27 protein-coding genes, 1 pseudogene and 1 other annotated feature are annotated in these 22,906 nt (G+C 41.3%); of the genes and pseudogenes, 25 read left to right on the top strand and 3 right to left on the bottom strand.

What is annotated here, in order from left to right; translation table 11 throughout:
• The first annotated feature begins 196 nt into the window (after positions 1 to 196).
• Positions 197 to 1,393, top strand: a complete 1,197-nt coding sequence (gene tuf, locus O3650_RS07085) for an elongation factor Tu (protein WP_203175917.1) — start codon at positions 197 to 199, stop codon at positions 1,391 to 1,393.
• A 95-nt stretch (positions 1,394 to 1,488) separates the two neighbouring features.
• On the top strand, positions 1,489 to 1,743 hold the full coding sequence (locus O3650_RS07080; protein ID WP_238393791.1) for a hypothetical protein: 255 nt from the start codon (positions 1,489 to 1,491) through the stop codon (positions 1,741 to 1,743).
• Here O3650_RS07080 and O3650_RS07075 read toward each other — a convergent pair.
• Positions 1,736 to 2,818 (bottom strand): DEAD/DEAH box helicase, encoded by a 1,083-nt coding sequence (locus O3650_RS07075; RefSeq protein ID WP_203175915.1) that lies wholly within the window; start codon positions 2,816 to 2,818, stop codon positions 1,736 to 1,738. The genes O3650_RS07080 and O3650_RS07075 overlap by 8 nt on opposite strands.
• Positions 2,815 to 3,792, bottom strand: coding sequence for a Gfo/Idh/MocA family protein (locus tag O3650_RS07070; protein ID WP_203175913.1), 978 nt, complete (start codon positions 3,790 to 3,792; stop codon positions 2,815 to 2,817). The genes O3650_RS07075 and O3650_RS07070 overlap by 4 nt, the downstream gene beginning before the upstream one ends.
• Before the next feature lie 141 nt (positions 3,793 to 3,933).
• On the opposite strand from O3650_RS07070, the gene O3650_RS07065 reads away from it, so the two are divergent.
• From O3650_RS07065 to O3650_RS07045, 5 genes are all read left to right on the top strand, one after another.
• Complete coding sequence (locus tag O3650_RS07065) at positions 3,934 to 4,638, top strand: YoaK family protein (RefSeq protein ID WP_203175911.1); 705 nt, start codon at positions 3,934 to 3,936, stop codon at positions 4,636 to 4,638.
• A 58-nt stretch (positions 4,639 to 4,696) separates the two neighbouring features.
• Positions 4,697 to 4,784: a sequence feature (ribosomal protein L21 leader region), on the top strand.
• Between the two features lie 36 nt (positions 4,785 to 4,820).
• On the top strand, positions 4,821 to 5,135 hold the full coding sequence (rplU, locus tag O3650_RS07060; RefSeq protein ID WP_000109141.1) for a 50S ribosomal protein L21: 315 nt from the start codon (positions 4,821 to 4,823) through the stop codon (positions 5,133 to 5,135).
• Positions 5,136 to 5,150: 15 nt separating this feature from the next.
• On the top strand, positions 5,151 to 5,495 hold the full coding sequence (locus O3650_RS07055; protein ID WP_000613699.1) for a ribosomal-processing cysteine protease Prp: 345 nt from the start codon (positions 5,151 to 5,153) through the stop codon (positions 5,493 to 5,495).
• Positions 5,496 to 5,511: 16 nt separating this feature from the next.
• Positions 5,512 to 5,805 (top strand): 50S ribosomal protein L27, encoded by a 294-nt coding sequence (gene rpmA, locus O3650_RS07050; protein ID WP_000916509.1) that lies wholly within the window; start codon positions 5,512 to 5,514, stop codon positions 5,803 to 5,805.
• Between the two features lie 287 nt (positions 5,806 to 6,092).
• Positions 6,093 to 6,503, top strand: coding sequence for a DUF5301 domain-containing protein (locus tag O3650_RS07045; protein ID WP_203175909.1), 411 nt, complete (start codon positions 6,093 to 6,095; stop codon positions 6,501 to 6,503).
• 175 nt (positions 6,504 to 6,678) lie between these two features.
• Here O3650_RS07045 and O3650_RS07040 read toward each other — a convergent pair.
• Positions 6,679 to 6,753, bottom strand: a pseudogene (locus tag O3650_RS07040) (AraC family transcriptional regulator); the annotation flags it as partial.
• Here O3650_RS07040 and O3650_RS07035 point away from each other — a divergent pair.
• From O3650_RS07035 to O3650_RS06950, 18 genes are all read left to right on the top strand, one after another.
• Positions 6,746 to 7,654, top strand: coding sequence for a LysR family transcriptional regulator (locus O3650_RS07035; RefSeq protein WP_203175907.1), 909 nt, complete (start codon positions 6,746 to 6,748; stop codon positions 7,652 to 7,654). The pseudogene O3650_RS07040 and the gene O3650_RS07035 sit on opposite strands and share 8 nt — an antisense overlap.
• Positions 7,651 to 8,112, top strand: a complete 462-nt coding sequence (lspA, locus tag O3650_RS07030; RefSeq protein ID WP_033681917.1) for a signal peptidase II — start codon at positions 7,651 to 7,653, stop codon at positions 8,110 to 8,112. The genes O3650_RS07035 and lspA overlap by 4 nt, the downstream gene beginning before the upstream one ends.
• Positions 8,102 to 8,989 (top strand): RluA family pseudouridine synthase, encoded by an 888-nt coding sequence (locus tag O3650_RS07025; protein WP_153193244.1) that lies wholly within the window; start codon positions 8,102 to 8,104, stop codon positions 8,987 to 8,989. Before lspA ends, O3650_RS07025 begins: the two co-directional genes overlap by 11 nt.
• A 2-nt stretch (positions 8,990 to 8,991) precedes the next feature.
• Positions 8,992 to 10,887 (top strand): MBL fold metallo-hydrolase, encoded by a 1,896-nt coding sequence (locus O3650_RS07020; protein ID WP_153193246.1) that lies wholly within the window; start codon positions 8,992 to 8,994, stop codon positions 10,885 to 10,887.
• A 100-nt stretch (positions 10,888 to 10,987) separates the two neighbouring features.
• Positions 10,988 to 12,097: a glutamate 5-kinase gene (gene proB, locus O3650_RS07015; protein ID WP_228111179.1), complete on the top strand. Its 1,110-nt coding sequence runs from the start codon at positions 10,988 to 10,990 to the stop codon at positions 12,095 to 12,097.
• Positions 12,098 to 12,106: 9 nt separating this feature from the next.
• Positions 12,107 to 13,369, top strand: coding sequence for a glutamate-5-semialdehyde dehydrogenase (locus tag O3650_RS07010; RefSeq protein ID WP_153193250.1), 1,263 nt, complete (start codon positions 12,107 to 12,109; stop codon positions 13,367 to 13,369).
• 3 nt (positions 13,370 to 13,372) lie between these two features.
• Positions 13,373 to 14,170, top strand: coding sequence for a pyrroline-5-carboxylate reductase (gene proC / locus O3650_RS07005; protein WP_153193252.1), 798 nt, complete (start codon positions 13,373 to 13,375; stop codon positions 14,168 to 14,170).
• Between the two features lie 218 nt (positions 14,171 to 14,388).
• Positions 14,389 to 15,027: a dTMP kinase gene (gene tmk, locus O3650_RS07000; RefSeq protein ID WP_153193254.1), complete on the top strand. Its 639-nt coding sequence runs from the start codon at positions 14,389 to 14,391 to the stop codon at positions 15,025 to 15,027.
• On the top strand, positions 15,024 to 15,914 hold the full coding sequence (locus tag O3650_RS06995) for a DNA polymerase III subunit delta' (protein WP_153193256.1): 891 nt from the start codon (positions 15,024 to 15,026) through the stop codon (positions 15,912 to 15,914). Before tmk ends, O3650_RS06995 begins: the two co-directional genes overlap by 4 nt.
• Positions 15,915 to 15,953: 39 nt before the next feature.
• Positions 15,954 to 16,271 (top strand): DNA replication initiation control protein YabA, encoded by a 318-nt coding sequence (gene yabA / locus O3650_RS06990; RefSeq protein WP_000358227.1) that lies wholly within the window; start codon positions 15,954 to 15,956, stop codon positions 16,269 to 16,271.
• A gap of 2 nt (positions 16,272 to 16,273) precedes the next feature.
• Positions 16,274 to 17,152 (top strand): 16S rRNA (cytidine(1402)-2'-O)-methyltransferase, encoded by an 879-nt coding sequence (gene rsmI, locus O3650_RS06985; RefSeq protein WP_153193259.1) that lies wholly within the window; start codon positions 16,274 to 16,276, stop codon positions 17,150 to 17,152.
• Between the two features lie 133 nt (positions 17,153 to 17,285).
• On the top strand, positions 17,286 to 18,620 hold the full coding sequence (trmFO, locus tag O3650_RS06980) for a methylenetetrahydrofolate--tRNA-(uracil(54)-C(5))-methyltransferase (FADH(2)-oxidizing) TrmFO (protein ID WP_000083712.1): 1,335 nt from the start codon (positions 17,286 to 17,288) through the stop codon (positions 18,618 to 18,620).
• Positions 18,621 to 18,703: 83 nt separating this feature from the next.
• Positions 18,704 to 19,429 carry a UMP kinase gene (gene pyrH, locus O3650_RS06975; RefSeq protein WP_000002995.1) on the top strand — a complete coding sequence of 242 codons (726 nt, stop codon included), beginning with the start codon at positions 18,704 to 18,706 and terminating at the stop codon, positions 19,427 to 19,429.
• Positions 19,430 to 19,449: 20 nt separating this feature from the next.
• Positions 19,450 to 20,007, top strand: a complete 558-nt coding sequence (gene frr, locus O3650_RS06970; RefSeq protein WP_001262225.1) for a ribosome recycling factor — start codon at positions 19,450 to 19,452, stop codon at positions 20,005 to 20,007.
• A gap of 62 nt (positions 20,008 to 20,069) precedes the next feature.
• The gene (gene cvfB, locus O3650_RS06965) at positions 20,070 to 20,924 is read left to right on the top strand and encodes an RNA-binding virulence regulatory protein CvfB (RefSeq protein WP_153193264.1); all 855 of its coding nucleotides are present in this window, start codon (positions 20,070 to 20,072) and stop codon (positions 20,922 to 20,924) included.
• 8 nt (positions 20,925 to 20,932) lie between these two features.
• Entirely contained in the window at positions 20,933 to 21,148 is a 216-nt protein-coding gene (locus O3650_RS06960; RefSeq protein WP_049546781.1) for a YozE family protein, read from the top strand.
• 84 nt (positions 21,149 to 21,232) lie between these two features.
• On the top strand, positions 21,233 to 22,237 hold the full coding sequence (locus O3650_RS06955; protein WP_050252902.1) for a PhoH family protein: 1,005 nt from the start codon (positions 21,233 to 21,235) through the stop codon (positions 22,235 to 22,237).
• Positions 22,238 to 22,343: 106 nt separating this feature from the next.
• A partial coding sequence (locus O3650_RS06950; protein WP_371491821.1) for a GNAT family N-acetyltransferase occupies positions 22,344 to 22,906 on the top strand: 563 nt, incomplete at its 3' end.

The following is a 22,906-nucleotide window of genomic DNA, read 5'->3' as shown; positions in this document are numbered from 1 at the left end:
ATTCCTGATTTTTCTTTTTATTTAGGCAAGTGATAGGAGTAGAAGTGCCGTTTAGATTAGTAGATTAAGAATAATTCACAAAAACTTTGTAAAACACTTGCAATTTAGCTGAAATTTGATAAAATAGTAAGGAAAGTTAGACTGTATTGCCTACTGTCTATCTATAAAATATATTTTATTGGAGGCTTTTACTCAAATGGCAAAAGAAAAATACGATCGTAGTAAACCACACGTTAACATTGGTACTATCGGACACGTTGACCACGGTAAAACTACCCTAACTGCAGCTATCACAACTGTTTTGGCACGTCGCTTGCCTTCATCAGTTAACCAACCTAAAGACTATGCGTCTATCGATGCTGCTCCAGAAGAACGCGAACGCGGTATCACAATCAACACTGCGCACGTTGAGTACGAAACTGAAAAACGTCACTACGCTCACATCGACGCTCCAGGACACGCGGACTACGTTAAAAACATGATCACTGGTGCCGCTCAAATGGACGGAGCTATCCTTGTAGTAGCTTCAACTGACGGACCAATGCCACAAACTCGTGAGCACATCCTTCTTTCACGTCAGGTTGGTGTTAAACACCTTATCGTCTTCATGAACAAAGTTGACTTGGTTGACGATGAAGAATTGCTTGAATTGGTTGAAATGGAAATCCGTGACCTATTGTCAGAATACGACTTCCCAGGTGACGATCTTCCAGTTATCCAAGGTTCAGCTCTTAAAGCCCTTGAAGGTGACACTAAATACGAAGACATCGTTATGGAATTGATGAACACAGTTGATGAGTACATCCCAGAACCAGAACGTGACACTGACAAACCATTGCTTCTTCCAGTCGAAGACGTATTCTCAATCACTGGACGTGGTACAGTTGCTTCAGGACGTATCGACCGTGGTGTCGTTAAAGTCAACGACGAAATCGAAATCGTTGGTATCAAAGAAGAAACTCAAAAAGCAGTTGTTACTGGTGTTGAAATGTTCCGTAAACAACTTGACGAAGGTCTTGCCGGAGATAACGTAGGTGTTCTTCTTCGTGGTGTTCAACGTGATGAAATCGAACGTGGACAAGTTATTGCTAAACCAGGTTCAATCAACCCACACACTAAATTCAAAGGTGAAGTTTACATCCTTACTAAAGAAGAAGGTGGACGTCACACTCCATTCTTCAACAACTACCGTCCACAATTCTACTTCCGTACTACTGACGTTACAGGTTCAATCGAACTTCCAGCAGGTACTGAAATGGTAATGCCTGGTGATAACGTGACAATCGACGTTGAGTTGATCCACCCAATCGCCGTAGAACAAGGTACTACATTCTCTATCCGTGAGGGTGGACGTACTGTTGGTTCAGGTATGGTTACAGAAATCGAAGCTTAATTCGATTTAGTTCCCAGAAGAACAATTATTTAAGTCAGACACTAAAAGAACCTTGCTTTGCAAGGTTCTTTTTTCGAATATTGAACTAATACTCAATGAAAATCAAAGAGCAAACTAGGAAGCTAGCCGAAGGATGCTCAAAACACTGTTTTGAGGTTGCAGATAGAACTGACGAAGTCAGCTCAAAACATGTTTTTGAGGTTGTAGATAAGACTGACGAAGTCAGTAACCATACATACGGCAAGGCGAAGCTGACGCGGTTTGAAGAGATTTTCGAAGAGTATAAAATTGAATTGCTTATAAAAAAGCTCTATGCATCTGATGTGCATAGAGCAATGGGGATTATTTGATATAGAGTTCTTGGTTTTTCAAGACAATTTCACGGACACTTGCAAACTTTTTAAGTTTTTTAAGTTCTTCAGGATGGGTTACGAGAGTGATAACATAGCCTTCCTTGCCCATACGGCCAGTACGCCCAGCACGGTGAGTGTAGGTTTCAATATCTCTAGGGACATCAAAGTTTACAACACATTCTAGGCTATCGATATCAATTCCACGAGCCAGAAGGTCAGTTGCAAGAAGCAGGGTTAGTTGCTTGTCTTTAAACTTTTCTAAGATGACTTTTCTAAATTTGACATTAACATCACTAGCGAGGGAAACAGCCAAGATATCCCGATACTGTAATTTTTCTTCTGCACTTCCAAGGTCTGACAGGCTGTTAAAGAAGACAAGACCTCGGAAATCCTCTACATGAGCCAGTTTTCGTAGCATATCCACTCGGTGACGTTGATCTACCTGCATGTAGAAGTGTTGGATGTTGTCCAGTTTTTGATCAGAGAGATTAATAGTGCGTGTATTCGACACAATCTTTTCTTGGTCAAACTTGGTCGTAGCACTCATATAGACAAGTTGGTGGTCACGAGGTGCGTAGTGAGTAATTTTCTCGACAAAGTGTATCTGAGAATCATCTAGCAATTGGTCGAATTCATCCAGGATGATGGTTTCCACATTCATCATCTTGATTTTTTTCAATTTAATTAGTTCAAAGATACGGCCAGGAGTTCCAATCAGAATTTCTGGTCCTTTTTTTAGGCGTTCAATCTGGCGTTTCTGACTCGAACCTGATAAGAAGAGTTGAGCTGTCAAGCCGATAGCTTCAGCCCACGTTTTACATACATCAAAAATCTGTCCAGCAAGCTCTGTATTTGGTGCTAGAATCAAGAGTTGTTGGGCTTTTTTCTTTTGTAGTCTGAGAAGACTTGGTAGAAGGTAAGCTAGGGTCTTACCAGTTCCTGTTGGGCTCACTCCTAGGAGGTTTTCTCCAGCAAGAAGGGGCTCAAATAGTTGAGTTTGAATGGGGGTGAATTCTTGGAAACCGAGTTGGTCACTCAGTTCTTGCCATTCAGTCGGTAGTTTGTTTTTCATTTTTCTGCCTCAAATCTAATGCCAGCAGTCTGGCGCATGGTAAATAGTAGTTCATGAACAGAACTTGCATCTTCCAGCCAAGTTTGGTAGAGATTCAGATCTGGTTGCTGGATCATGTGTGCAAATGCATCGACTTCCTCAGTCATCGTATGGGGAGCTTGTTGGATAGGGAGCTGGACTTGATTTCCTTGGTGGTCGGTAAAAATAGCTGAGCGAACATGCTCAATTGTGTTGAGCGTCAGGGTTCCATCTGTCGTATAAATCTCGCAAGGAAGATTGGAAGTGATGTTTTTCCCAGCCTTGATATGAACTTGAAAGTCAGGGTAGAGGAGAATTCCATCTCCATTTAGGTCAATACTATTGTCAAGCTGTTGAGCCTGATAGGTCCCGTCTTGAGCTTTTCCAAAGAGACGAACGGTAGCGTAGAGGGGATAAATCCCCAAATCCATGAGAGCACCGCCAGCAAAACGATCTGAGAAGACATTTGGTGTTTCCCCAGCCAATAAGTTAGGCATTTTGGAAGAATACTTGGCATAGTTGAAATCTGCTCCCAAAATTTGTTTGTCTGCTAAAAAGTTTTTGATGATAGTGAAAGCTTTTTCATGGTAGTTCCGTGCCGCTTCGAATATAAAACAGTGATTTTTCTCAGCTGTGTGAATCAAATCTAGCCATTCTTGTGGCTGAGTGACGGCTGGCTTTTCAAGAATGACATGTTTACTTGCAGACAATGCAGCTTTTGCCTGAGCAAAATGCAAGGAGTTTGGGCTAGCAATATAGACCACATCAAAGGAGCTCTTGAAGAAGTCCTCTACTTGATCAAAGAGTTGGATATTCTGGTAGCGAGAAGCAAAGGTTGCCGCAGTTTCTAGTTTTCTAGAATAGACTGCGACCAGCTGGTATTTTCCACTGGCATGGGCTGCCTCTATAAAGTGATGGCTAATAGCACCTGTTCCGATGACACCTAATTTAAGCATAGATACTCCCTTTCCGATTTCAAATCCTTCTTTCATTATAACATAGATAGACGGGACTATCCAACAGAGGGTAAAAATTTTCAAATAAGCTACTAGGACTTTCCCAAAGAAAGTGGTACAATAATGAGATGAGTAAATGAAATGGGAGGAAAAATGAGGCTATTACCTATAAGAAAAATATCACGTCAGTCTAAGAGGCTAGCGCTTTTTTTGACTTTTTGTGCAGGATATGTAGACGCCTATACTTTTATTGTGCGAGGGAATACTCTTGTAGCTGGACAAACTGGGAATGTCGTCTTTCTTTCAGTAGGTCTGATTCAACACAATGTGTCAGATGCTAGTGCCAAAGTAATGACCTTACTAGCTTTTATGATGGGAGTCTTTTTACTAACGATTTATAAGGAAAAATTGAGAATTGTGAAAAAGCCCATTCTGTCATTGATTCCTTTGGCAATCTTATCAATCATTATTGGTTTTGTGCCACAAACTGTAGATAATATCTATCTAGTACCGCCCTTAGCCTTTTGTATGGGATTGGTGACAACTGCTTTTGGTGAGGTTTCGGGTATTGCCTACAATAATGCCTTTATGACAGGGAATATCAAACGAACAATGCTAGCTTTTGGAGATTATTTCCGAACCAAGCACACTCCTTTTTTACGTGAAGGGATTATCTTTGTAAGCCTGCTTAGTAGTTTTGTCCTTGGCGTTGTCTTTTCAGCTTATTTGACGATTTTCTATCATGAAAAGACCATTCTTGGTGTTCCTATTATGATGAGTATTTTTTACCTCAGCATGCTTTTTGCCTCTTGGAAGAAAAAAGTAAAAGAAAAAGCTTCATTTTAGGTGTTATTACTTGTAAGAAAATAGGAGATATGCTATACTTGAAGAGTTGACTATGCACGATCCTGTGCAACCGCACGAACATCGTTGCTTGATTATTCAAGTTTAAGTGGTTCGTCCCACGATGCTAGGCGAGTCTTCACAAAAAATTCGGGGAAACCCATAAAAATCATAGGAGGTGCATAATGAGCACATACGCAATTATCAAAACTGGCGGAAAACAAGTTAAAGTTGAAGTTGGTCAAGCAGTTTACGTTGAAAAATTGAACGTTGAAGCTGGTCAAGAAGTTACTTTTAACGAAGTTGTTCTTGTTGGTGGTGAAAACACTGTTGTCGGAACTCCACTTGTTGCTGGAGCTACTGTAGTTGGAACTGTTGAAAAACAAGGAAAACAAAAGAAAGTTGTTACTTACAAGTACAAACCTAAAAAAGGTAGCCACCGTAAACAAGGTCACCGTCAACCATATACAAAAGTTGTCATCAACGCAATCAACGCTTAATTTTAAGGAGAACACATGATACAAGCAGTCTTTGAGAGAGCCGAAGATGGCGAGCTGAGGAGTGCGGAAATTACTGGACACGCCGAGAGTGGCGAATACGGCTTAGATGTCGTGTGTGCATCGGTTTCTACGCTTGCCATTAACTTTATCAATTCTATTGAAAAATTTGCAGGCTATGAACCAATCCTAGAATTAAACGAAGATGAAGGTGGCTATCTGATGGTTGAAATTCCAAAAGATCTTCCTTCACACCAGAGAGAAATGACCCAGTTATTCTTTGAATCATTTTTCTTAGGTATGGCAAACTTATCGGAGAACTCTTCTGAGTTCGTCCAAACCAGAGTTATCACAGAAAACTAACACGGAGGAACACATTATGTTAAAAATGACTCTTAACAACTTGCAACTTTTCGCCCACAAAAAAGGTGGAGGTTCTACATCAAACGGACGTGATTCACAAGCAAAACGTCTTGGAGCTAAAGCAGCTGACGGACAAACTGTAACAGGTGGATCAATCCTTTACCGTCAACGTGGTACACACATCTATCCAGGTGTAAACGTTGGACGTGGTGGAGACGATACTTTGTTCGCTAAAGTTGAAGGCGTAGTACGCTTTGAACGTAAAGGACGCGATAAAAAACAAGTTTCTGTTTACCCAATCGCTAAATAAAAAGGTCCAGTGAACCTTTTTATCCCGAGCCTTGAAATCTAAAGGCGAGGAAGCTAGAAGTAGCATTAAATAAGGCTTTCCGAGTTTTCGGAGAGCCTGTTTTTTTGTTTTGGTACCCATATTTTAAAATCCTATGTAAGAAGCGAATTTAGTTGTAAAATTATAAATGTGAAACTTTTACATTAATGAATGTTATAAGGGACTAAGATATTGTAAAAATGGCTAAGGTTTGATATTATAATTGTATCTGAGTAAGTAAGCAGGAATATGGAAAGGAGTGAACCTGTATGAAAAAGCTTATCACCATGATAGTCTGTTCAATCTCTTTTCTTGTTCTATCTGCTTGCGTTAGTAACAAAAAACTTATTCTTCCTGAACCCGAAACGATATCAGGAATTTATTTGCAGAAAAGTATCTCTGGAGATGTTAAAATTATAAACAAGAAAGATGATATCTCAGAATTGATTAAGGAGATACAGAAACAGTCCAAATCTACCTCTTTGGAGAGTGTAAATGATCAACCGACAAATGTTAAAGATTACATCATTATCAAGTTTTATCATCAGAATGAAGAAAAGGATAGTGTAGTCTATCTATATACTAAGAAGAAAAGACAGTATATTGAGCAACCTTATGCTGGTATCTGGGAAGTAAATCCAGTTATAGCCAATAGGATTGAAGAGATTTTTTCTAGTTGATTTATAGAATTCAAGAAATTTTTAGAGAGTTTTCTTGTATTATGTTTTAAACGGTAAATCAAAAAGATTTGCTGTTTTTATTTGCTTGAAATCAGATTAAGACTGAAAAAAGACATTATTCTAATTCTTGTCTTGGAATGTTAGAGTCTTTATTGATACTTGAAAATTTCCAAACTTTTTTCCTTTTTGGAAAACTTCTAAAATATGGTATAATGAAAAGATAAAGAAGTTGGGGGTAGAAGATGAACATTCAACAATTACGCTATGTTGTGGCCATCGCGAATAGCGGTACTTTCCGTGAAGCTGCTGAAAAGATGTATGTTAGTCAGCCGAGTCTGTCCATTTCTGTTCGTGATTTGGAAAAAGACTTGGGCTTTAAGATTTTCCGTCGGACCAGCTCAGGGACTTTCTTGACTCGTCGTGGTATGGAATTTTATGAAAAAGCGCAAGAATTGGTTAAAGGATTTGATATTTTTCAAAATCAGTATGCCAATCCTGAAGAAGAGAAAGATGAATTTTCCATTGCTAGTCAGCACTATGACTTCTTGCCACCAACCATTACGGCTTTTTCAGAGCGCTATCCTGATTATAAGAACTTTCGTATTTTTGAATCAACTACTGTTCAAATCTTAGACGAAGTGGCTCAAGGGCATAGTGAGATTGGGATTATCTACCTCAACAATCAAAATAAAAAGGGGATTATGCAACGGGTTGAAAAGCTAGGACTAGAGGTCATTGAATTGATTCCCTTCCATACTCATATTTATCTCCGAGAGGGGCATCCTTTAGCCCAGAAAGAGGAATTGGTCATGGAGGATTTAGCGGATCTACCAACGGTTCGTTTTACTCAAGAAAAAGACGAGTATCTTTATTATTCAGAGAACTTTGTTGATACTAGTGCGAGCTCACAGATGTTTAATGTGACAGACCGTGCTACTTTGAATGGTATTTTGGAGCGGACGGACGCTTATGCAACAGGTTCTGGATTTTTAGATAGTGACAGTGTCAATGGTATCACAGTCATTCGTCTCAAGGATAATTTAGATAATCGCATGGTCTATGTTAAACGTGAGGAAGTGGAGCTTAGTCAAGCTGGGACTCTTTTCGTAGAAGTCATGCAAGAATATTTTGATCAAAAGAGGAAATCATGAAAAAAAGAGGAATAGTGGCAGTCATTGTACTGCTTTTGATTGGGCTGGATCAGTTGGTAAAATCCTATATCGTCCAGCAGATTCCACTGGGTGAAGTGCGTTCTTGGATTCCCAATTTCGTTAGTTTGACCTACCTGCAAAATCGAGGTGCAGCCTTTTCTATCTTACAAGATCAGCAGTTGTTATTTGCTGTCATTACTCTGGTTGTCGTGGTAGGTGCCATTTGGTATCTGCATAAACACATGGAGGACTCACTCTGGATGGTCTTGGGTTTGACCTTGATTATCGCAGGTGGTCTTGGAAACTTTATTGACAGGGTGAGTCAGGGCTTTGTTGTGGATATGTTCCACCTTGACTTTATAAATTTTGCAATTTTCAATGTGGCAGATAGCTATCTGACTGTTGGAGTGATTATTTTATTAATTGCAATGCTAAAAGAGGAAATAAATGGAAATTAAAATTGAAACTGGTGGCCTGCGTTTAGATAAGGCTTTGTCGGATTTGACAGAATTATCGCGCAGTCTCGCGAATGAACAAATCAAATCAGGTCAGGTCTTGGTCAATGGCCAAGTCAAGAAAGCTAAATACACTGTCCAAGAGGGTGATGTTGTCACTTACCATGTGCCAGAACCAGAGGTATTAGAGTATGTGGCTGAGAATCTTCCACTAGAAATCATCTACCAAGATGAGGACGTTGCTGTCATTAACAAACCTCAGGGAATGGTTGTGCATCCGAGTGCTGGTCATACCAGTGGGACCCTGGTAAATGCCCTTATGTATCATATTAAGGACTTATCGGGTATCAATGGGGTTCTGCGTCCAGGAATTGTTCACCGCATTGATAAGGATACGTCAGGTCTTCTCATGATTGCTAAAAACGATGAGGCCCACTTGGCACTTGCCCAAGAACTCAAGGATAAAAAGTCTCTTCGCAAATATTGGGCGATTGTTCATGGAAATCTGCCTAATGATCGTGGTGTGATTGAAGCTCCGATTGGCCGTAGTGAAAAAGATCGTAAGAAACAGGCTGTGACTGCTAAAGGGAAACCTGCAGTGACGCGTTTCCACGTTTTGGAACGTTTTGGTGATTATAGCTTAGTGGAGCTGCAGCTGGAAACAGGTCGCACCCATCAAATCCGTGTTCACATGGCTTATATTGGCCATCCAGTCGCTGGTGATGAAGTCTATGGTCCTCGCAAGACTTTGAAAGGACATGGACAATTTCTTCATGCCAAGACTCTAGGATTTACTCATCCGAGAACAGGTGAGACCTTAGAATTTACAGCAGATATCCCAGAGATTTTTAAGGAAACTTTGGAGAAATTAAGGAAGTAAGAATGAAAAAGAAATTGATTAGTTTAGCACTTGTGGGCGCTTTTTTAGGCTTATCATGGTATGGAAATGTTCAAGCTCAAGAAAGTTCAGGAAATAAAATCCACTTTATCAATGTTCAAGAAGGTGGCAGTGATGCGATTATTCTTGAAAGCAATGGACATTTTGCCATGATTGATACAGGAGAAGATTATGATTTCCCAGATGGAAGTGATTCTCGCTATCCATGGAGAGAAGGAATTGAAACGTCTTATAAGCATGTTCTAACAGACCGTGTCTTTCGTCGTTTGAAGGAATTGGGTGTTCAAAAACTTGATTTTATTTTGGTAACCCATACTCACAGTGACCATATTGGAAATGTTGATGAATTACTGTCTACCTATCCAGTTGACCGAGTCTATCTTAAAAAATATAGTGATAATCGTATTACTAATTCTGAACGTTTATGGGATAATCTGTACGGTTATGATAAGGTTTTACAGACTGCCGCAGAAAAAGGTGTTTCAGTGATTCAAAACATCATACAAGGAGATGCTCATTTTCAGTTTGGGGACATGGATATTCAACTCTATAATTATGAAAATGAAACAGATTCATCAGGTGAATTAAAGAAAATTTGGGATGACAATTCCAATTCCTTGATTAGTGTAGTGAAAGTCAATGGCAAGAAAATTTACCTTGGGGGCGACTTAGATAATGTTCATGGAGCAGAAGACAAGTACGGTTCTCTCATTGGAAAAGTTGATTTGATGAAGTTTAACCATCATTTAGATACAAAAAATTCTAATACAAAAAATTTTATAAGAAATTTGTCTCCTGAGATAATTGTTCAAACTTCCTCCTCACCAATTGGTTCGTATGATAGCGGTCAAGAAATAAATAGGGAATATATTAGCTGGATTGAATCAATGGGAATTCAACATATAAACGCAGCCAGCAAAGACTATGATGCAACAGTTTTTGATATTCGACAAGACGGTTTAGTAAACATTTCAACTTCCTACAAGCCGATTCCAAGTTTTCAAGCTGGTTGGCATAAGAGTGTATATGGAAACTGGTGGTATCAAGCGCCTGATTCTACAGGAGAGTATGCTGTCGGTTGGAATGAAATTAAGGGTGAATGGTACTATTTTAATCAGAGGGGAATCCTGTTATATAATCAGTGGAAAAAATGGAACAATCGTTGGTTTTATTTGACAGACTCTGGTGCCGCTGCAAAAAATTGGAAGAAAATCGATGGAATCTGGTATTATTTTAACAAAGAAAATCAGATGGAAATTGGCTGGGTAAATACTGGAGGTCAGTCCTATTATTTATCAAACGATGGCTCTATGAAGACAGGTTGGCTTCAATATAAGGGGCAATGGTATTACTTTGCTCAATCAGGAGAAATGAAAACGGGCTGGGTAAAAGATAAAGAAACCTGGTACTATATGGATTCTACTGGTATCATGAAGACAGGCGAGATAGAAGTTGCTGGTCATCATTACTATCTAGAAGATTCAGGAGCTATGAAGCAAGGTTGGCTTAAAAAGGCAAATGCTTGGTATTTCTACAAGGAAGATGGTTCACGAGCCGTGGGTTGGATCAAGGACAAGGATAAATGGTACTTCTTGAAAGAAAATGGTCAATTACTTGTGAATGCTAAGATACCAGAAGGCTATACTGTTGACTCAAGTGGTGCCTGGTTAGTGGATGTTCCGATCGAGAAATCTGCTACAATTAGAACTACAAGTAATTCAGAAACAAAAGAATCGAATGAAGTAGTGAAAAAAGATCTTGAAAATCAAGAAACGAGTCAACATGAAAGTGTTCCAAGTTCTTCAACTAGTCAAGATTTGACTTCTTCAACTTCACAAAGCTCTGAAACGAGTGCAAACAAATCGGAATCAGCACAGTAGTAAAAAAGAAGGTTTTAGGGCCTTCTTTTTCCTATCAACTCTTTTCTATTTCCTGCTATTCATGTTATAATGGATAAATATGAAGAATCGGAGTGAGACTATGAAATACAAACGGATTGTCTTTAAGGTAGGGACTTCTTCTCTGACGAATGAGGATGGAAGTTTATCACGTAGTAAGGTAAAGGCTATTACCCAGCAGTTGGCTATGTTGCACGAGGATGGTCATGAATTGATTTTGGTGTCGTCAGGTGCCATTGCGGCTGGTTTTGGAGCCTTAGGATTTAAAAAACGTCCGACTAAGATTGCTGATAAACAGGCTTCAGCAGCGGTAGGGCAAGGCCTTTTGTTGGAAGAATACACGACCAATCTTCTCTTGCGCCAAATCGTTTCTGCACAAATCTTGCTGACCCAGGATGACTTTGTGGATAAGCGCCGTTATAAAAATGCCCATCAGGCTTTGTCAGTTCTACTTAGTCGTGGTGCAATTCCCATCATCAACGAGAATGATAGTGTCGTCATTGATGAGCTCAAGGTCGGGGACAATGACACTCTAAGTGCCCAAGTAGCGGCTATGGTCCAAGCAGACCTTTTGGTTCTCTTGACAGATGTGGACGGTCTCTATACAGGAAATCCTCATTCAGATCCAAGAGCCAAACGCTTGGAGAAAATCGAGACCATCAATCGTGAGATTATTGATATGGCCGGTGGAGCAGGTTCTTCAAACGGAACTGGGGGCATGTTAACCAAAATCAAAGCAGCGACTATTGCGACGGAATCAGGAGTTCCTGTTTATATCTGCTCATCTTTGAAGACAGATGCCATGATTGAAGCAGCTGAGGAGACCAAGGATGGTTCCTACTTTGTTGCTCAAGAGAAGGGACTTCGTACCCAGAAACAATGGCTGGCCTTTTATGCTCAGAGTCAAGGTTCTATTTGGGTTGATAAAGGGGCTGCTGAAGCTCTCTCTCAACATGGAAAGAGTCTTCTATTATCTGGTGTTGTTAATGCAGAAGGCGCCTTTTCTTACGGTGATATCGTGACAGTATTTGACAAGGAAAGTGGAAAATCACTTGGAAAAGGACGCGTGCAATTTGGAGCATCTGCTTTGGAGGATATGTTGCGTTCTAACAAAGCCAAGGGTGTCCTGATTCACCGTGATGACTGGATTTCCATTACTCCTGAAATCCAATTACTCTTTACAGAATTTTAGAGGTGAATTATGGTAAGTACACAAGAACAATTTGAACAGGTACAGGCTGTAAAAAAGTCGATCAATACAGCTAGTGAAGAAGTGAAAAACCAAGCCTTGCTAGCCATGGCTGATCACTTATTAGCAGCTACTGAGGAAATTTTAGCAGCCAATGCCCTTGATATGGAATCTGCTAAGGGTAAAATCTCAGATGTGATGCTGGATCGTCTTTATTTGGATGCAAGTCGTATAGAAGCGATGGCAACTGGTATTCGTGAAGTGGTTGCTTTACCAGATCCAATCGGTGAAGTTTTAGAAACCAATCATCTTGAAAATGGCTTGGTTATCACCAAGAAACGGGTGGCTATGGGGGTTATTGGTATTATCTACGAAAGTCGTCCAAATGTGACGTCTGATGCGGCTGCTTTGGCTCTCAAGAGTGGGAATGCGGTCGTTCTTCGTAGTGGGAAGGATGCCTATCAAACAGCTCATGCTATTGTCACGGCCTTGAAAAATGGCTTGGAGACGACTACCATTCATCCAGATGTGATTCAACTAGTTGAAGATACTAGCCGAGAAAGTAGCTATGCTATGATGAAGGCTAAAGGATATCTAGACCTTCTTATTCCTCGTGGAGGAGCTGGTTTGATCAATGCAGTTGTTGAAAATGCTATTGTACCTGTTATCGAGACCGGGACAGGGATTGTCCATGTTTATGTTGATAAGGATGCAGATGAAGACAAGGCTCTGTCTATCATCAATAATGCTAAAACAAGTCGTCCTTCTGTTTGTAATGCTATGGAGGTTCTACTTGTTCATGAAGACAAGGCAGCAATCTTCCTTCCTCGCTTGGAGCAAGTACTGGTTGCAGATCGAAAAGAAGCTGGTCTGGAACCAATTCAATTCCGCTTGGATGAGAAAGCAAGTCAGTTTGTTTCAGGTCAAGCAGCTGAGGCCCAAGACTTTGACACTGAGTTTTTAGACTATGTCCTAGCTGTTAAGGTTGTGAGCAGTTTAGAAGAAGCAGTTGAGCATATTGAAACCCACAGTACCCATCATTCGGATGCCATTGTGACGGAAAATGCTGAAGCTACAGCTTACTTTACAGATCAAGTGGATTCTGCAGCTGTCTATGTCAATGCCTCAACTCGTTTCACAGATGGAGGCCAATTTGGTCTTGGATGTGAAATGGGGATTTCAACTCAGAAACTGCATGCGCGTGGTCCAATGGGATTGAAAGAGTTGACTAGCTACAAGTATGTGGTTACTGGTGATGGGCAGATAAGGGAGTAAGAGATGAAGATTGGATTTATCGGTTTGGGGAATATGGGTGCTAGCTTGGCCAAGGCTGTCTTGCAGATCAAGACAGGTGATCAAATTCTCCTTGCCAATCGAAGCCAAGCCAAGGTGGATGTTTTCATTGCTGACTTTGGCGGTCAAGCTTCTAGCAATGAAGAAATTTTTGCAGAAGCAGATGTGATTTTTCTAGGAGTAAAGCCTGCACAGTTCTCAGACTTGCTTTCTCAATATCAGACTATCCTTGAAAAACGAGAAAGTCTTCTTTTGATTTCTATGGCAGCTGGATTGACCTTGGAAAAACTGGCTAGTCTTCTTCCAAGTCAGCACAGAATTATTCGTATGATGCCAAATACCCCTGCTTCTATTGGTCAAGGAGTGATTAGTTATGCCTTGTCTCCTAATTGCAGGGCTGAGGACAGTGAGCTCTTTTGTCAGATTTTAACCAAGGCTGGCCTCTTGGTTGAACTTTGGGAAGGCTTAATCGACGCAGCGACAGGTCTTGCAGGTTGTGGGCCAGCCTTTGTCTATCTTTTTATCGAGGCCTTGGCAGATGCAGGTGTTCAGACGGGATTACCACGAGAAACGGCAATGAAAATGGCGGCTCAAACTGTGGTAGGAGCTGGACAATTGGTCCTAGAAACCCAAGAGCATCCTGGGGTCTTGAAAGATCAAGTTTGTAGCCCAGGAGGTTCGACTATTGCTGGTGTAGCAAGCCTAGAAGCGCATGCTTTCCGAGGAACAGTCATGGATGCAGTTCATCAAGCCTACAAACGAACACAAGAACTAGGTAAATAAGAGGTGGCTTTGACTGCCTCTTTTATGGTGGTTGATACTCTTCGAAAATCTCTTCAAACTGCGTCAGCTTCACCTTGCCGTACTCAGGTACAGCCTGCGGCTAGCTTCTTAGTTTGCTCTTTGATTTTCATTGAGTATGAAATGAGAAGACAAAAAGATTGTCACAAACCCCTATTTTTTTGATAGAATAGAAGTAGTAAAAAAGAAATGAGTTAGACATGTCAAAAGGATTTTTAGTCTCTCTTGAGGGACCAGAGGGAGCAGGCAAGACCAGTGTTTTAGAGGCTCTGCTCCCAATTTTAGAGGAAAAAGGGGTAGAGGTGCTGACAACCCGTGAACCTGGCGGAGTCTTGATTGGGGAGAAGATTCGGGAAGTAATTTTGGATCCAAGTCATACTCAGATGGATCCTAAAACGGAACTCCTTCTCTATATCGCCAGTCGCAGACAGCACTTGGTGGAAAAAGTTCTCCCTGCCCTTGAAGCTGGCAAGTTGGTCATTATGGACCGCTTCATCGATAGTTCTCTTGCCTATCAGGGATTTGGTCGTGGCTTGGATATTGACGCCATTGATTGGCTCAATCAGTTTGCGACAGATGGACTTAAACCCGATTTGACACTCTATTTTGACATCGAGGTGGAAGAAGGACTGGCTCGAATTGCTGCTAATAGCAATCGTGAGGTCAATCGTTTGGACTTGGAAGGGTTGGACTTGCATAAAAAAGTTCGTAAAGGCTATCTTTCTCTTCTGGATAAAGAAGGAAATCGCATTGTCAAGATTGATGCTAGTCTCCCTTTAGAGCAAGTTGTGGAAACTACCAAGGATATCTTGTTTGAGAGAATGGGCTTGATTAAATGAAACAAGATCAACTAAAGGCTTGGCAACCAGATCAGTTTGACCGCTTTGTCCGTGTCCTAGAACAAGACCAGCTCAATCATGCCTACCTCTTTTCAGGTTTCTTTGGAAGCTTGGAAATGGCTCAATTTTTAGCTAAGAGCCTCTTTTGTACAGATAAAGTAGGTGTTTTACCATGTGAGAAATGTCGAAATTGCAAGCTGATTGAACAGGGAGAGTTTCCCGATGTCACCTTGATTAAGCCAGTCAATCAGGTCATTAAGACAGAACGGATTCGGGAATTGGTGGGGCAGTTTTCTCAAGCAGGGATTGAAAGCCAACAACAGGTCTTTATTATCGAGCAAGCTGAGAAAATGCATCCTAATGCAGCCAATTCTCTGCTCAAGGTCATCGAAGAACCGCAGAGTGAGGTTTATATTTTCTTCTTGACAAGCGATGAAGAAAAGATTTTACCGACCATCCGAAGTCGGACCCAGATTTTCCACTTTAAAAAGCAAGAAGAAAAGCTCATCTTGCTCTTAGAACAAATGGGGTTGGTTAAGAAAAAAGCGACTTTTTTAGCTCAGTTTAGTCAATCGCAAGCAGAAGCAGAAAAGTTGGTTAATCAGGCAAGTTTTTGGACATTGGTCGATGAAAGTGAACGCCTGCTGACTTGGTTAGTAGCTAAGAAAAAAGAAAGTTATTTGCAAGTTGCCAAACTAGCTAGCTTGGCAGATGATAAGGAAAAACAAGATCAGGTTTTACGGATTCTTGAAGTTCTCTGTGGACAAGATATACTACAAGCAAGAGTTCGGGTAATTCTACAAGATTTGCTAGAAGCTAGAAAAATGTGGCAGGCTAATGTCAGCTTTCAAAATGCCATGGAATATCTGGCTTTGAAAGAAATATAAACTCAAAAATGAATGATAAAGAAAGGAAAGGGCTGTTTTATGGACAAAAAAGAATTATTTGACGCGCTGGACGATTTTTCCCAACAGTTACTAGTAACCTTGGCCGATGTGGAAGCCATCAAGAAAAATCTCAAGAGCCTGGTAGAGGAAAATACAGCTCTTCGTTTGGAAAATAGTAAGTTGCGCGAACGCTTGGGTGAGGTGGAAGCAGACGCTCCTGTCAAGGCCAAGCATGTTCGTGAAAGTGTCCGTCGAATTTATAAAGATGGTTTTCACGTATGTAATGATTTTTATGGACAACGTCGAGAGCAGGACGAGGAATGTATGTTCTGTGACGAGTTGTTGTACAGGGAGTAGGCATGCAGATTCAAAAAAGTTTTAAGGGGCAGTCTCCCTATGGCAAGCTGTATCTAGTGGCAACGCCGATTGGCAATCTAGATGATATGACATTTCGAGCTATTCAGACCTTGAAAGAAGTGGACTGGATTGCTGCTGAGGACACGCGCAATACAGGTCTATTGCTCAAGTATTTTGACATTTCTACCAAGCAAATCAGTTTTCATGAGCACAATGCCAAGGAAAAAATTCCTGATTTGATTGGTTTCCTGAAAGCAGGACAAAGCATTGCTCAGGTATCCGACGCGGGTTTGCCTAGCATCTCAGACCCTGGTCATGATTTGGTCAAGGTAGCTATTGAGGAAGAGATTGCAGTTGTCACAGTTCCGGGTGCCTCTGCAGGAATTTCTGCTTTAATTGCCAGTGGTTTAGCGCCACAGCCACATATCTTTTACGGCTTTTTACCGAGAAAATCAGGCCAGCAAAAGCAATTTTTCGACTCGAAAAAAGATTATCCTGAAACTCAGATTTTCTATGAATCTCCCCATCGTGTTGCAGATACGTTAGAAAATATGCTAGAAGTCTATGGTGACCGCTCGGTCGTTTTGGTTAGGGAATTGACCAAAATCTATGAAGAATACCAAAGAGGTACCATTTCTGAATTGCTGGAAAGCATAGCTGAAACGCCACTCAAGGGCGAATGCCTTCTCATCGTTGAAGGTGCCAGTCAGGATGTGGAGGAAAAAGACGAGGAGGACTTGTTCTTAGAAATCCAAGCCCGCATCCAGCAAGGTATGAAGAAAAATCAAGCCATTAAGGAAGTTGCGAAATACTACCAGTGGAATAAAAGTCAACTCTACGCAGCCTACCACGACTGGGAAGAAAATCAAGAAAATGACTAAACAGGGAAGTTTGCCTTCTTCCCTTTTTTTGTTATACTAGTAGAAGAAAAAATAGAAAGATTTGTGGGTGTTAAACAAGCCAGTGCCTTGTTTTGATATGAACTTAGGTTCCACCCAAAGAGGTATTAGTGTCGTGTCTCAATCTTATATCAATGTTATCGGTGCTGGTTTGGCAGGGTCAGAAGCAGCCTACCAAATTGCAGAACGTGGTATTCCAGTTAAACTTTATGAAATGCGTGGTGTCAAGTCAACACCTCAACACAAAACAGACAATTTTGCAGAGTTAGTTTGTTCTAATTCTCTTCGTGGAGATGCTCTGACAAATGCTGTTGGGCTCCTCAAGGAAGAAATGCGTCGCTTGGGTTCTGTTATCTTGGAATCTGCTGAAGCTACCCGTGTTCCTGCAGGTGGTGCGCTTGCGGTGGACCGTGATGGTTTCTCCCAAATGGTAACCGAAAAAGTTGCCAACCATCCCTTGATTGAAGTCGTTCGTGATGAAATTACAGAATTACCAACTGATGTAATCACAGTTGTCGCTACTGGTCCTTTGACTAGCGATGCCTTGGCTGAAAAGATTCATGCCCTTAATGACGGTGATGGTTTCTATTTCTACGATGCGGCAGCCCCTATTATCGACGTCAACACTATCGATATGAGCAAGGTCTATCTCAAATCTCGTTATGATAAGGGAGAAGCAGCCTACCTCAATGCTCCAATGACCAAGCAAGAATTTATGGATTTCCATGAAGCCTTGGTTAATGCGGAAGAAGCACCGCTCAATTCTTTCGAAAAAGAAAAGTACTTTGAAGGTTGTATGCCTATCGAAGTTATGGCCAAACGTGGCATTAAAACTATGCTTTATGGTCCTATGAAACCAGTCGGTTTGGAGTATCCGGACGACTACACAGGACCTCGTGATGGAGAATTCAAAACACCTTATGCGGTGGTTCAGCTTCGTCAGGACAATGCAGCTGGTAGCCTCTATAATATTGTTGGTTTCCAGACCCACCTCAAATGGGGAGAACAAAAGCGTGTCTTCCAAATGATTCCAGGTCTTGAAAACGCTGAGTTTGTTCGCTATGGTGTCATGCACCGCAATTCTTATATGGATTCACCAAATCTTCTTGAACAGACTTACCGTTCTAAGAAACAACCAAATCTCTTCTTTGCTGGTCAGATGACGGGTGTAGAAGGCTATGTAGAGTCAGCTGCTTCAGGCTTGGTTGCGGGAATTAACGCAGCTCGTCTTTTCAAGGGAGAAAGCCAAGCTATTTTCCCAGAGACGACGGCGATTGGAAGTCTAGCTCATTACATCACCCATGCTGACAGCAAACATTTCCAACCAATGAATGTCAATTTCGGAATTATCAAGGAGTTGGAAGGCGAGCGTATTCGTGATAAGAAGGCTCGTTATGAAAAAATTGCAGAGCGTGCCCTTTCTGACTTAGAGGAATTTTTAACGGTCTAATTTTTTTCAAAGAATTGCTCATGATACTATAAAAATCTTAGAATTTGTGATAAAATAGGTAGGATAAAAGAAGGAGAGTGAAAATGGCGAATCCCAAGTATAAACGTATTTTAATCAAGTTATCAGGTGAAGCCCTTGCCGGTGAACGTGGCGTAGGGATTGATATCCAAACAGTTCAAACAATCGCAAAAGAGATTCAAGAAGTTCATAGCTTAGGTATCGAAATTGCCCTTGTTATTGGTGGAGGAAATCTCTGGCGTGGAGAACCTGCTGCAGAAGCAGGTATGGACCGCGTTCAGGCAGATTACACAGGAATGCTTGGGACTGTTATGAATGCTCTTGTGATGGCAGATTCATTGCAACAAGTTGGGGTTGATACACGTGTGCAAACAGCTATTGCTATGCAACAAGTGGCAGAGCCTTATGTCCGTGGACGTGCCCTTCGTCACCTTGAAAAAGGCCGTATCGTTATCTTTGGTGCTGGAATTGGTTCACCTTACTTCTCAACCGATACAACAGCGGCCCTTCGTGCAGCTGAAATCGAAGCAGACGCCATCCTCATGGCTAAAAATGGCGTAGATGGTGTTTACAATGCTGATCCTAAGAAGGACAAGACAGCTGTTAAATTTGAAGAATTGACCCACCGTGACGTTATCAATAAAGGTCTTCGTATCATGGACTCAACAGCTTCAACCCTCTCAATGGATAACGACATTGACTTGGTTGTCTTCAACATGAACCAACCAGGCAACATCAAACGTGTCGTATTTGGTGAAAATATCGGAACAACAGTTTCAAATAATATCTAAGAAAAGGAATAAGAAAGATTATGGCTAACGCAATTATTGAAAAAGCTAAAGAGAGAATGACCCAGTCTCACCAATCACTTGCTCGTGAATTTGGTGGTATCCGTGCTGGCCGTGCCAATGCAAGCTTGCTTGACCGTGTACATGTAGAATACTACGGAGTAGAAACTCCTCTTAACCAAATCGCTTCAATTACGATTCCAGAAGCGCGTGTTTTGTTGGTAACACCATTTGATAAGTCTTCATTGAAAGATATCGAACGTGCCTTGAACGCTTCTGATCTTGGTATCACACCAGCTAACGATGGTTCTGTGATTCGCTTGGTTATCCCAGCTCTTACAGAAGAAACTCGTCGTGACCTTGCTAAAGAAGTGAAGAAGGTCGGTGAGAATGCTAAAGTGGCTGTCCGCAATATCCGTCGCGATGCTATGGACGAAGCTAAGAAACAAGAAAAAGCAAAAGAAATCACTGAAGACGAATTGAAGACTCTTGAAAAAGACATTCAAAAAGTAACAGACGATGCTGTTAAACACATCGACGACATGACTGCCAACAAAGAGAAAGAACTTTTGGAAGTCTAAAAATAAAAAACAGAAAAACTCAGTTGGCATTGCTGGCTGAGTTTTATTCGAAAGAAGGAAATATGAATACAAATCTTGCAAGTTTTATCGTTGGACTCATCATCGATGAAAATGACCGTTTTTACTTTGTGCAAAAGGATGGTCAAACCTATGCTCTTGCCAAGGAAGAAGGTCACCATACAGTAGGGGATACGGTCAAAGGTTTTGCCTATACAGATATGAAGCAAAAGCTCCGCTTGACCACTTTAGAAGTCACTGCCACTCAGGACCAATTTGGTTGGGGACGTGTCACAGAGGTTCGTAAGGACTTGGGAGTCTTTGTGGATACAGGCCTTCCTGACAAGGAAATCGTTGTGTCACTCGATATTCTCCCTGAGCTCAAGGAACTCTGGCCTAAGAAGGGCGACCAACTCTACATCCGTCTTGAGGTGGACAAGAAAGACCGTATCTGGGGACTCTTGGCTTATCAAGAAGACTTTCAACGTCTGGCTCATCCTGCCTACAACAACATGCAGAACCAAAACTGGCCAGCCATTGTTTACCGCCTCAAGCTGTCAGGGACTTTTGTTTACCTGCCAGAAAATAACATGCTTGGTTTTATCCATCCTAGTGAGCGCTACGCAGAACCACGTTTGGGTCAAGTTCTAGATGCGCGTGTCATTGGTTTCCGTGAAGTGGACCGCACTCTGAACCTCTCCCTCAAACCTCGTTCTTTTGAGATGTTGGAAAATGATGCTCAGATGATTTTGACTTATTTGGAAAGCAATGGTGGTTTCATGACCTTAAATGATAAGTCATCTCCAGACGACATCAAAGCAACCTTTGGTATTTCTAAAGGTCAGTTCAAGAAAGCACTCGGTGGCTTGATGAAGGCTGGTAAAATCAAGCAAGACCAGTTTGGGACAGAGTTGATTTAGGGTGATTTATGAGAAAATCATTTTACACTTGGCTCATGACCGAGCGCAATCCTAAAAGTAACAGTCCTAAAGCTATTTTGGCAGACCTCGCTTTTGAAGAGTCATCCTTCCCAAAACACACAGATGATTTTGATGAGGTGAGTCGCTTTTTAGAGGAATATGCCAGTTTCTCTTTCAATCTAGGAGACTTTGATGCTATCTGGCAAGAATACTTAGAACACTAGCATGATTCATTGGGTTTGGGCTAGTAATTTCTCCACCCCTTTGCTATAATAAAAAGAAATAAAAGGATTAGAGAGGTTCTTTATTTGAAGGAACATTCAATAGACATTCAACTGAGTCATCCAGATGACTTGTTTCATCTTTTTGGTTCCAATGAGCGCCATCTTCGTTTAATGGAAGAAGAGCTTGATGTTGTGATTCATGCTCGTACGGAGATTGTCCAGGTTTTGGGAGAAGAGACTGCCTGTGAGGAAGCTCGTCAGGTTATTCAAGCTCTCATGGTCTTGGTGAACCGTGGGATGACCGTTGGTACGCCAGATGTGGTGACTGCGATTAGCATGGTCAAAAACGATGAAATCGACAAGTTTGTCGCCCTTTATGAAGAAGAAATTATCAAGGACAATACAGGGAAGCCTATCCGTGTCAAAACTCTAGGGCAAAAACTTTATGTGGACAGTGTTAAACAGCATGATGTGACCTTTGGAATTGGGCCAGCAGGTACAGGTAAGACCTTTCTTGCAGTGACCTTGGCAGTGACTGCCCTTAAACGTGGACAAGTCAAGAGGATTATCCTGACTCGTCCAGCAGTGGAAGCAGGTGAGAGTCTTGGATTTCTTCCGGGTGATCTTAAGGAGAAGGTAGATCCTTACCTTCGACCTGTTTACGATGCCTTGTATCAGATTTTAGGAAAAGACCAGACTACCCGTCTCATGGAGCGTGAAATTATAGAAATCGCGCCCCTTGCCTACATGCGTGGACGGACCTTGGACGATGCCTTTGTCATTCTCGATGAGGCGCAAAATACGACTATCATGCAGATGAAGATGTTCTTGACTCGTTTAGGTTTTAATTCTAAGATGATTGTCAATGGAGATATCAGTCAGATTGACCTTCCGCGTAACGTCAAGTCCGGTTTGATTGATGCCCAAGAAAAGCTCAAGAACATTCACCAGATTGACTTTGTTCATTTTTCAGCTAAGGATGTGGTTCGCCATCCTGTTGTCGCTCAGATTATCCGAGCTTATGAACCAGCACCGGTTAAAAAAGAAGAGAGCGAAGAATTAGATCCTCAACCTCTATCTGAAGGATAGTTCTTTTGTACTTAAAGTTATCTCAATACCAAGTATAAATTTGCTTTTTAAATATTTCATTCAATATCCTTATCTTAGTTAGAAACTTTTCAAGTGGTGGAATCCTATGGAATCAATCTTTTTAAAACTAGCCCAGTATCCCATAGTCGAGACTGAGCGTTTATTGCTTAGACCTGTAACCTTGGATGATGCGGAAGCAATGTTTGACTATGCCTCGGACAAGGATAATACACGTTACACTTTTCTAACCAATCAAAGCTTGGAAGAAACCAAGAATAACATTGCTCAGTTCTACTTGACCAATCCCTTGGGACGCTGGGGAATAGAACTAAAAAGCAATGGCAAATTTATTGGAACCATTGACTTGCACAAGATTGATCCTGTTCTTAAGAAGGCAGCTATTGGCTACATTATCAATAAAAAGTATTGGAATCAAGGATTGACGACAGAAGCCAATCGTGCCGTAATTAAGCTAGTTTTTGAGAAAATAGGAATGAACAAGTTAGTTGCTCTTCACGATAAGGATAATCCTGCGTCAGGAAAGGTCATGGAGAAATCAGGCATGCGTTTTTCCCACGAAGAAGCTTATGCTTGTATGGACCGGCATGAAGAAGGCCGAATCGTGACAAGAGTTCATTATGTCTTGACCAAGGAAGACTATTTTGCAAA

Origin of the sequence: Streptococcus sp. 20925_1_24 (assembly GCF_041432335.1) — a bacterium.
Lineage (GTDB): Bacteria > Bacillota > Bacilli > Lactobacillales > Streptococcaceae > Streptococcus > Streptococcus mitis_BM.
This window is presented reverse-complemented; position numbering and strand designations above follow the sequence as displayed.

What these genes read in the sequence shown, in the direction of transcription:
- pyrH (WP_000002995.1), top strand. Translation starts at nt 18,704, where the DNA reads ATGGCGAATCCCAAGTATAAACGTATTTTAATCAAGTTATCAGGTGAA.
- O3650_RS07055 (WP_000613699.1), top strand. Translation starts at nt 5,151, where the DNA reads ATGATACAAGCAGTCTTTGAGAGAGCCGAAGATGGCGAGCTGAGGAGT.
- O3650_RS07010 (WP_153193250.1), top strand. Translation starts at nt 12,107, where the DNA reads ATGGTAAGTACACAAGAACAATTTGAACAGGTACAGGCTGTAAAAAAG.
- rpmA (WP_000916509.1), top strand. Translation starts at nt 5,512, where the DNA reads ATGTTAAAAATGACTCTTAACAACTTGCAACTTTTCGCCCACAAAAAA.
- proB (WP_228111179.1), top strand. Translation starts at nt 10,988, where the DNA reads ATGAAATACAAACGGATTGTCTTTAAGGTAGGGACTTCTTCTCTGACG.
- O3650_RS07070 (WP_203175913.1), bottom strand. Translation starts at nt 3,792, where the DNA reads ATGCTTAAATTAGGTGTCATCGGAACAGGTGCTATTAGCCATCACTTT.
- tuf (WP_203175917.1), top strand. Translation starts at nt 197, where the DNA reads ATGGCAAAAGAAAAATACGATCGTAGTAAACCACACGTTAACATTGGT.
- rsmI (WP_153193259.1), top strand. Translation starts at nt 16,274, where the DNA reads ATGCAGATTCAAAAAAGTTTTAAGGGGCAGTCTCCCTATGGCAAGCTG.
- proC (WP_153193252.1), top strand. Translation starts at nt 13,373, where the DNA reads ATGAAGATTGGATTTATCGGTTTGGGGAATATGGGTGCTAGCTTGGCC.
- O3650_RS06995 (WP_153193256.1), top strand. Translation starts at nt 15,024, where the DNA reads ATGAAACAAGATCAACTAAAGGCTTGGCAACCAGATCAGTTTGACCGC.
- O3650_RS06960 (WP_049546781.1), top strand. Translation starts at nt 20,933, where the DNA reads ATGAGAAAATCATTTTACACTTGGCTCATGACCGAGCGCAATCCTAAA.
- lspA (WP_033681917.1), top strand. Translation starts at nt 7,651, where the DNA reads ATGAAAAAAAGAGGAATAGTGGCAGTCATTGTACTGCTTTTGATTGGG.
- O3650_RS07075 (WP_203175915.1), bottom strand. Translation starts at nt 2,818, where the DNA reads ATGAAAAACAAACTACCGACTGAATGGCAAGAACTGAGTGACCAACTC.
- O3650_RS07035 (WP_203175907.1), top strand. Translation starts at nt 6,746, where the DNA reads ATGAACATTCAACAATTACGCTATGTTGTGGCCATCGCGAATAGCGGT.
- O3650_RS07045 (WP_203175909.1), top strand. Translation starts at nt 6,093, where the DNA reads ATGAAAAAGCTTATCACCATGATAGTCTGTTCAATCTCTTTTCTTGTT.
- rplU (WP_000109141.1), top strand. Translation starts at nt 4,821, where the DNA reads ATGAGCACATACGCAATTATCAAAACTGGCGGAAAACAAGTTAAAGTT.
- O3650_RS07025 (WP_153193244.1), top strand. Translation starts at nt 8,102, where the DNA reads ATGGAAATTAAAATTGAAACTGGTGGCCTGCGTTTAGATAAGGCTTTG.
- O3650_RS07080 (WP_238393791.1), top strand. Translation starts at nt 1,489, where the DNA reads ATGAAAATCAAAGAGCAAACTAGGAAGCTAGCCGAAGGATGCTCAAAA.
- O3650_RS07020 (WP_153193246.1), top strand. Translation starts at nt 8,992, where the DNA reads ATGAAAAAGAAATTGATTAGTTTAGCACTTGTGGGCGCTTTTTTAGGC.
- frr (WP_001262225.1), top strand. Translation starts at nt 19,450, where the DNA reads ATGGCTAACGCAATTATTGAAAAAGCTAAAGAGAGAATGACCCAGTCT.
- tmk (WP_153193254.1), top strand. Translation starts at nt 14,389, where the DNA reads ATGTCAAAAGGATTTTTAGTCTCTCTTGAGGGACCAGAGGGAGCAGGC.
- yabA (WP_000358227.1), top strand. Translation starts at nt 15,954, where the DNA reads ATGGACAAAAAAGAATTATTTGACGCGCTGGACGATTTTTCCCAACAG.
- cvfB (WP_153193264.1), top strand. Translation starts at nt 20,070, where the DNA reads ATGAATACAAATCTTGCAAGTTTTATCGTTGGACTCATCATCGATGAA.
- O3650_RS07065 (WP_203175911.1), top strand. Translation starts at nt 3,934, where the DNA reads ATGGGAGGAAAAATGAGGCTATTACCTATAAGAAAAATATCACGTCAG.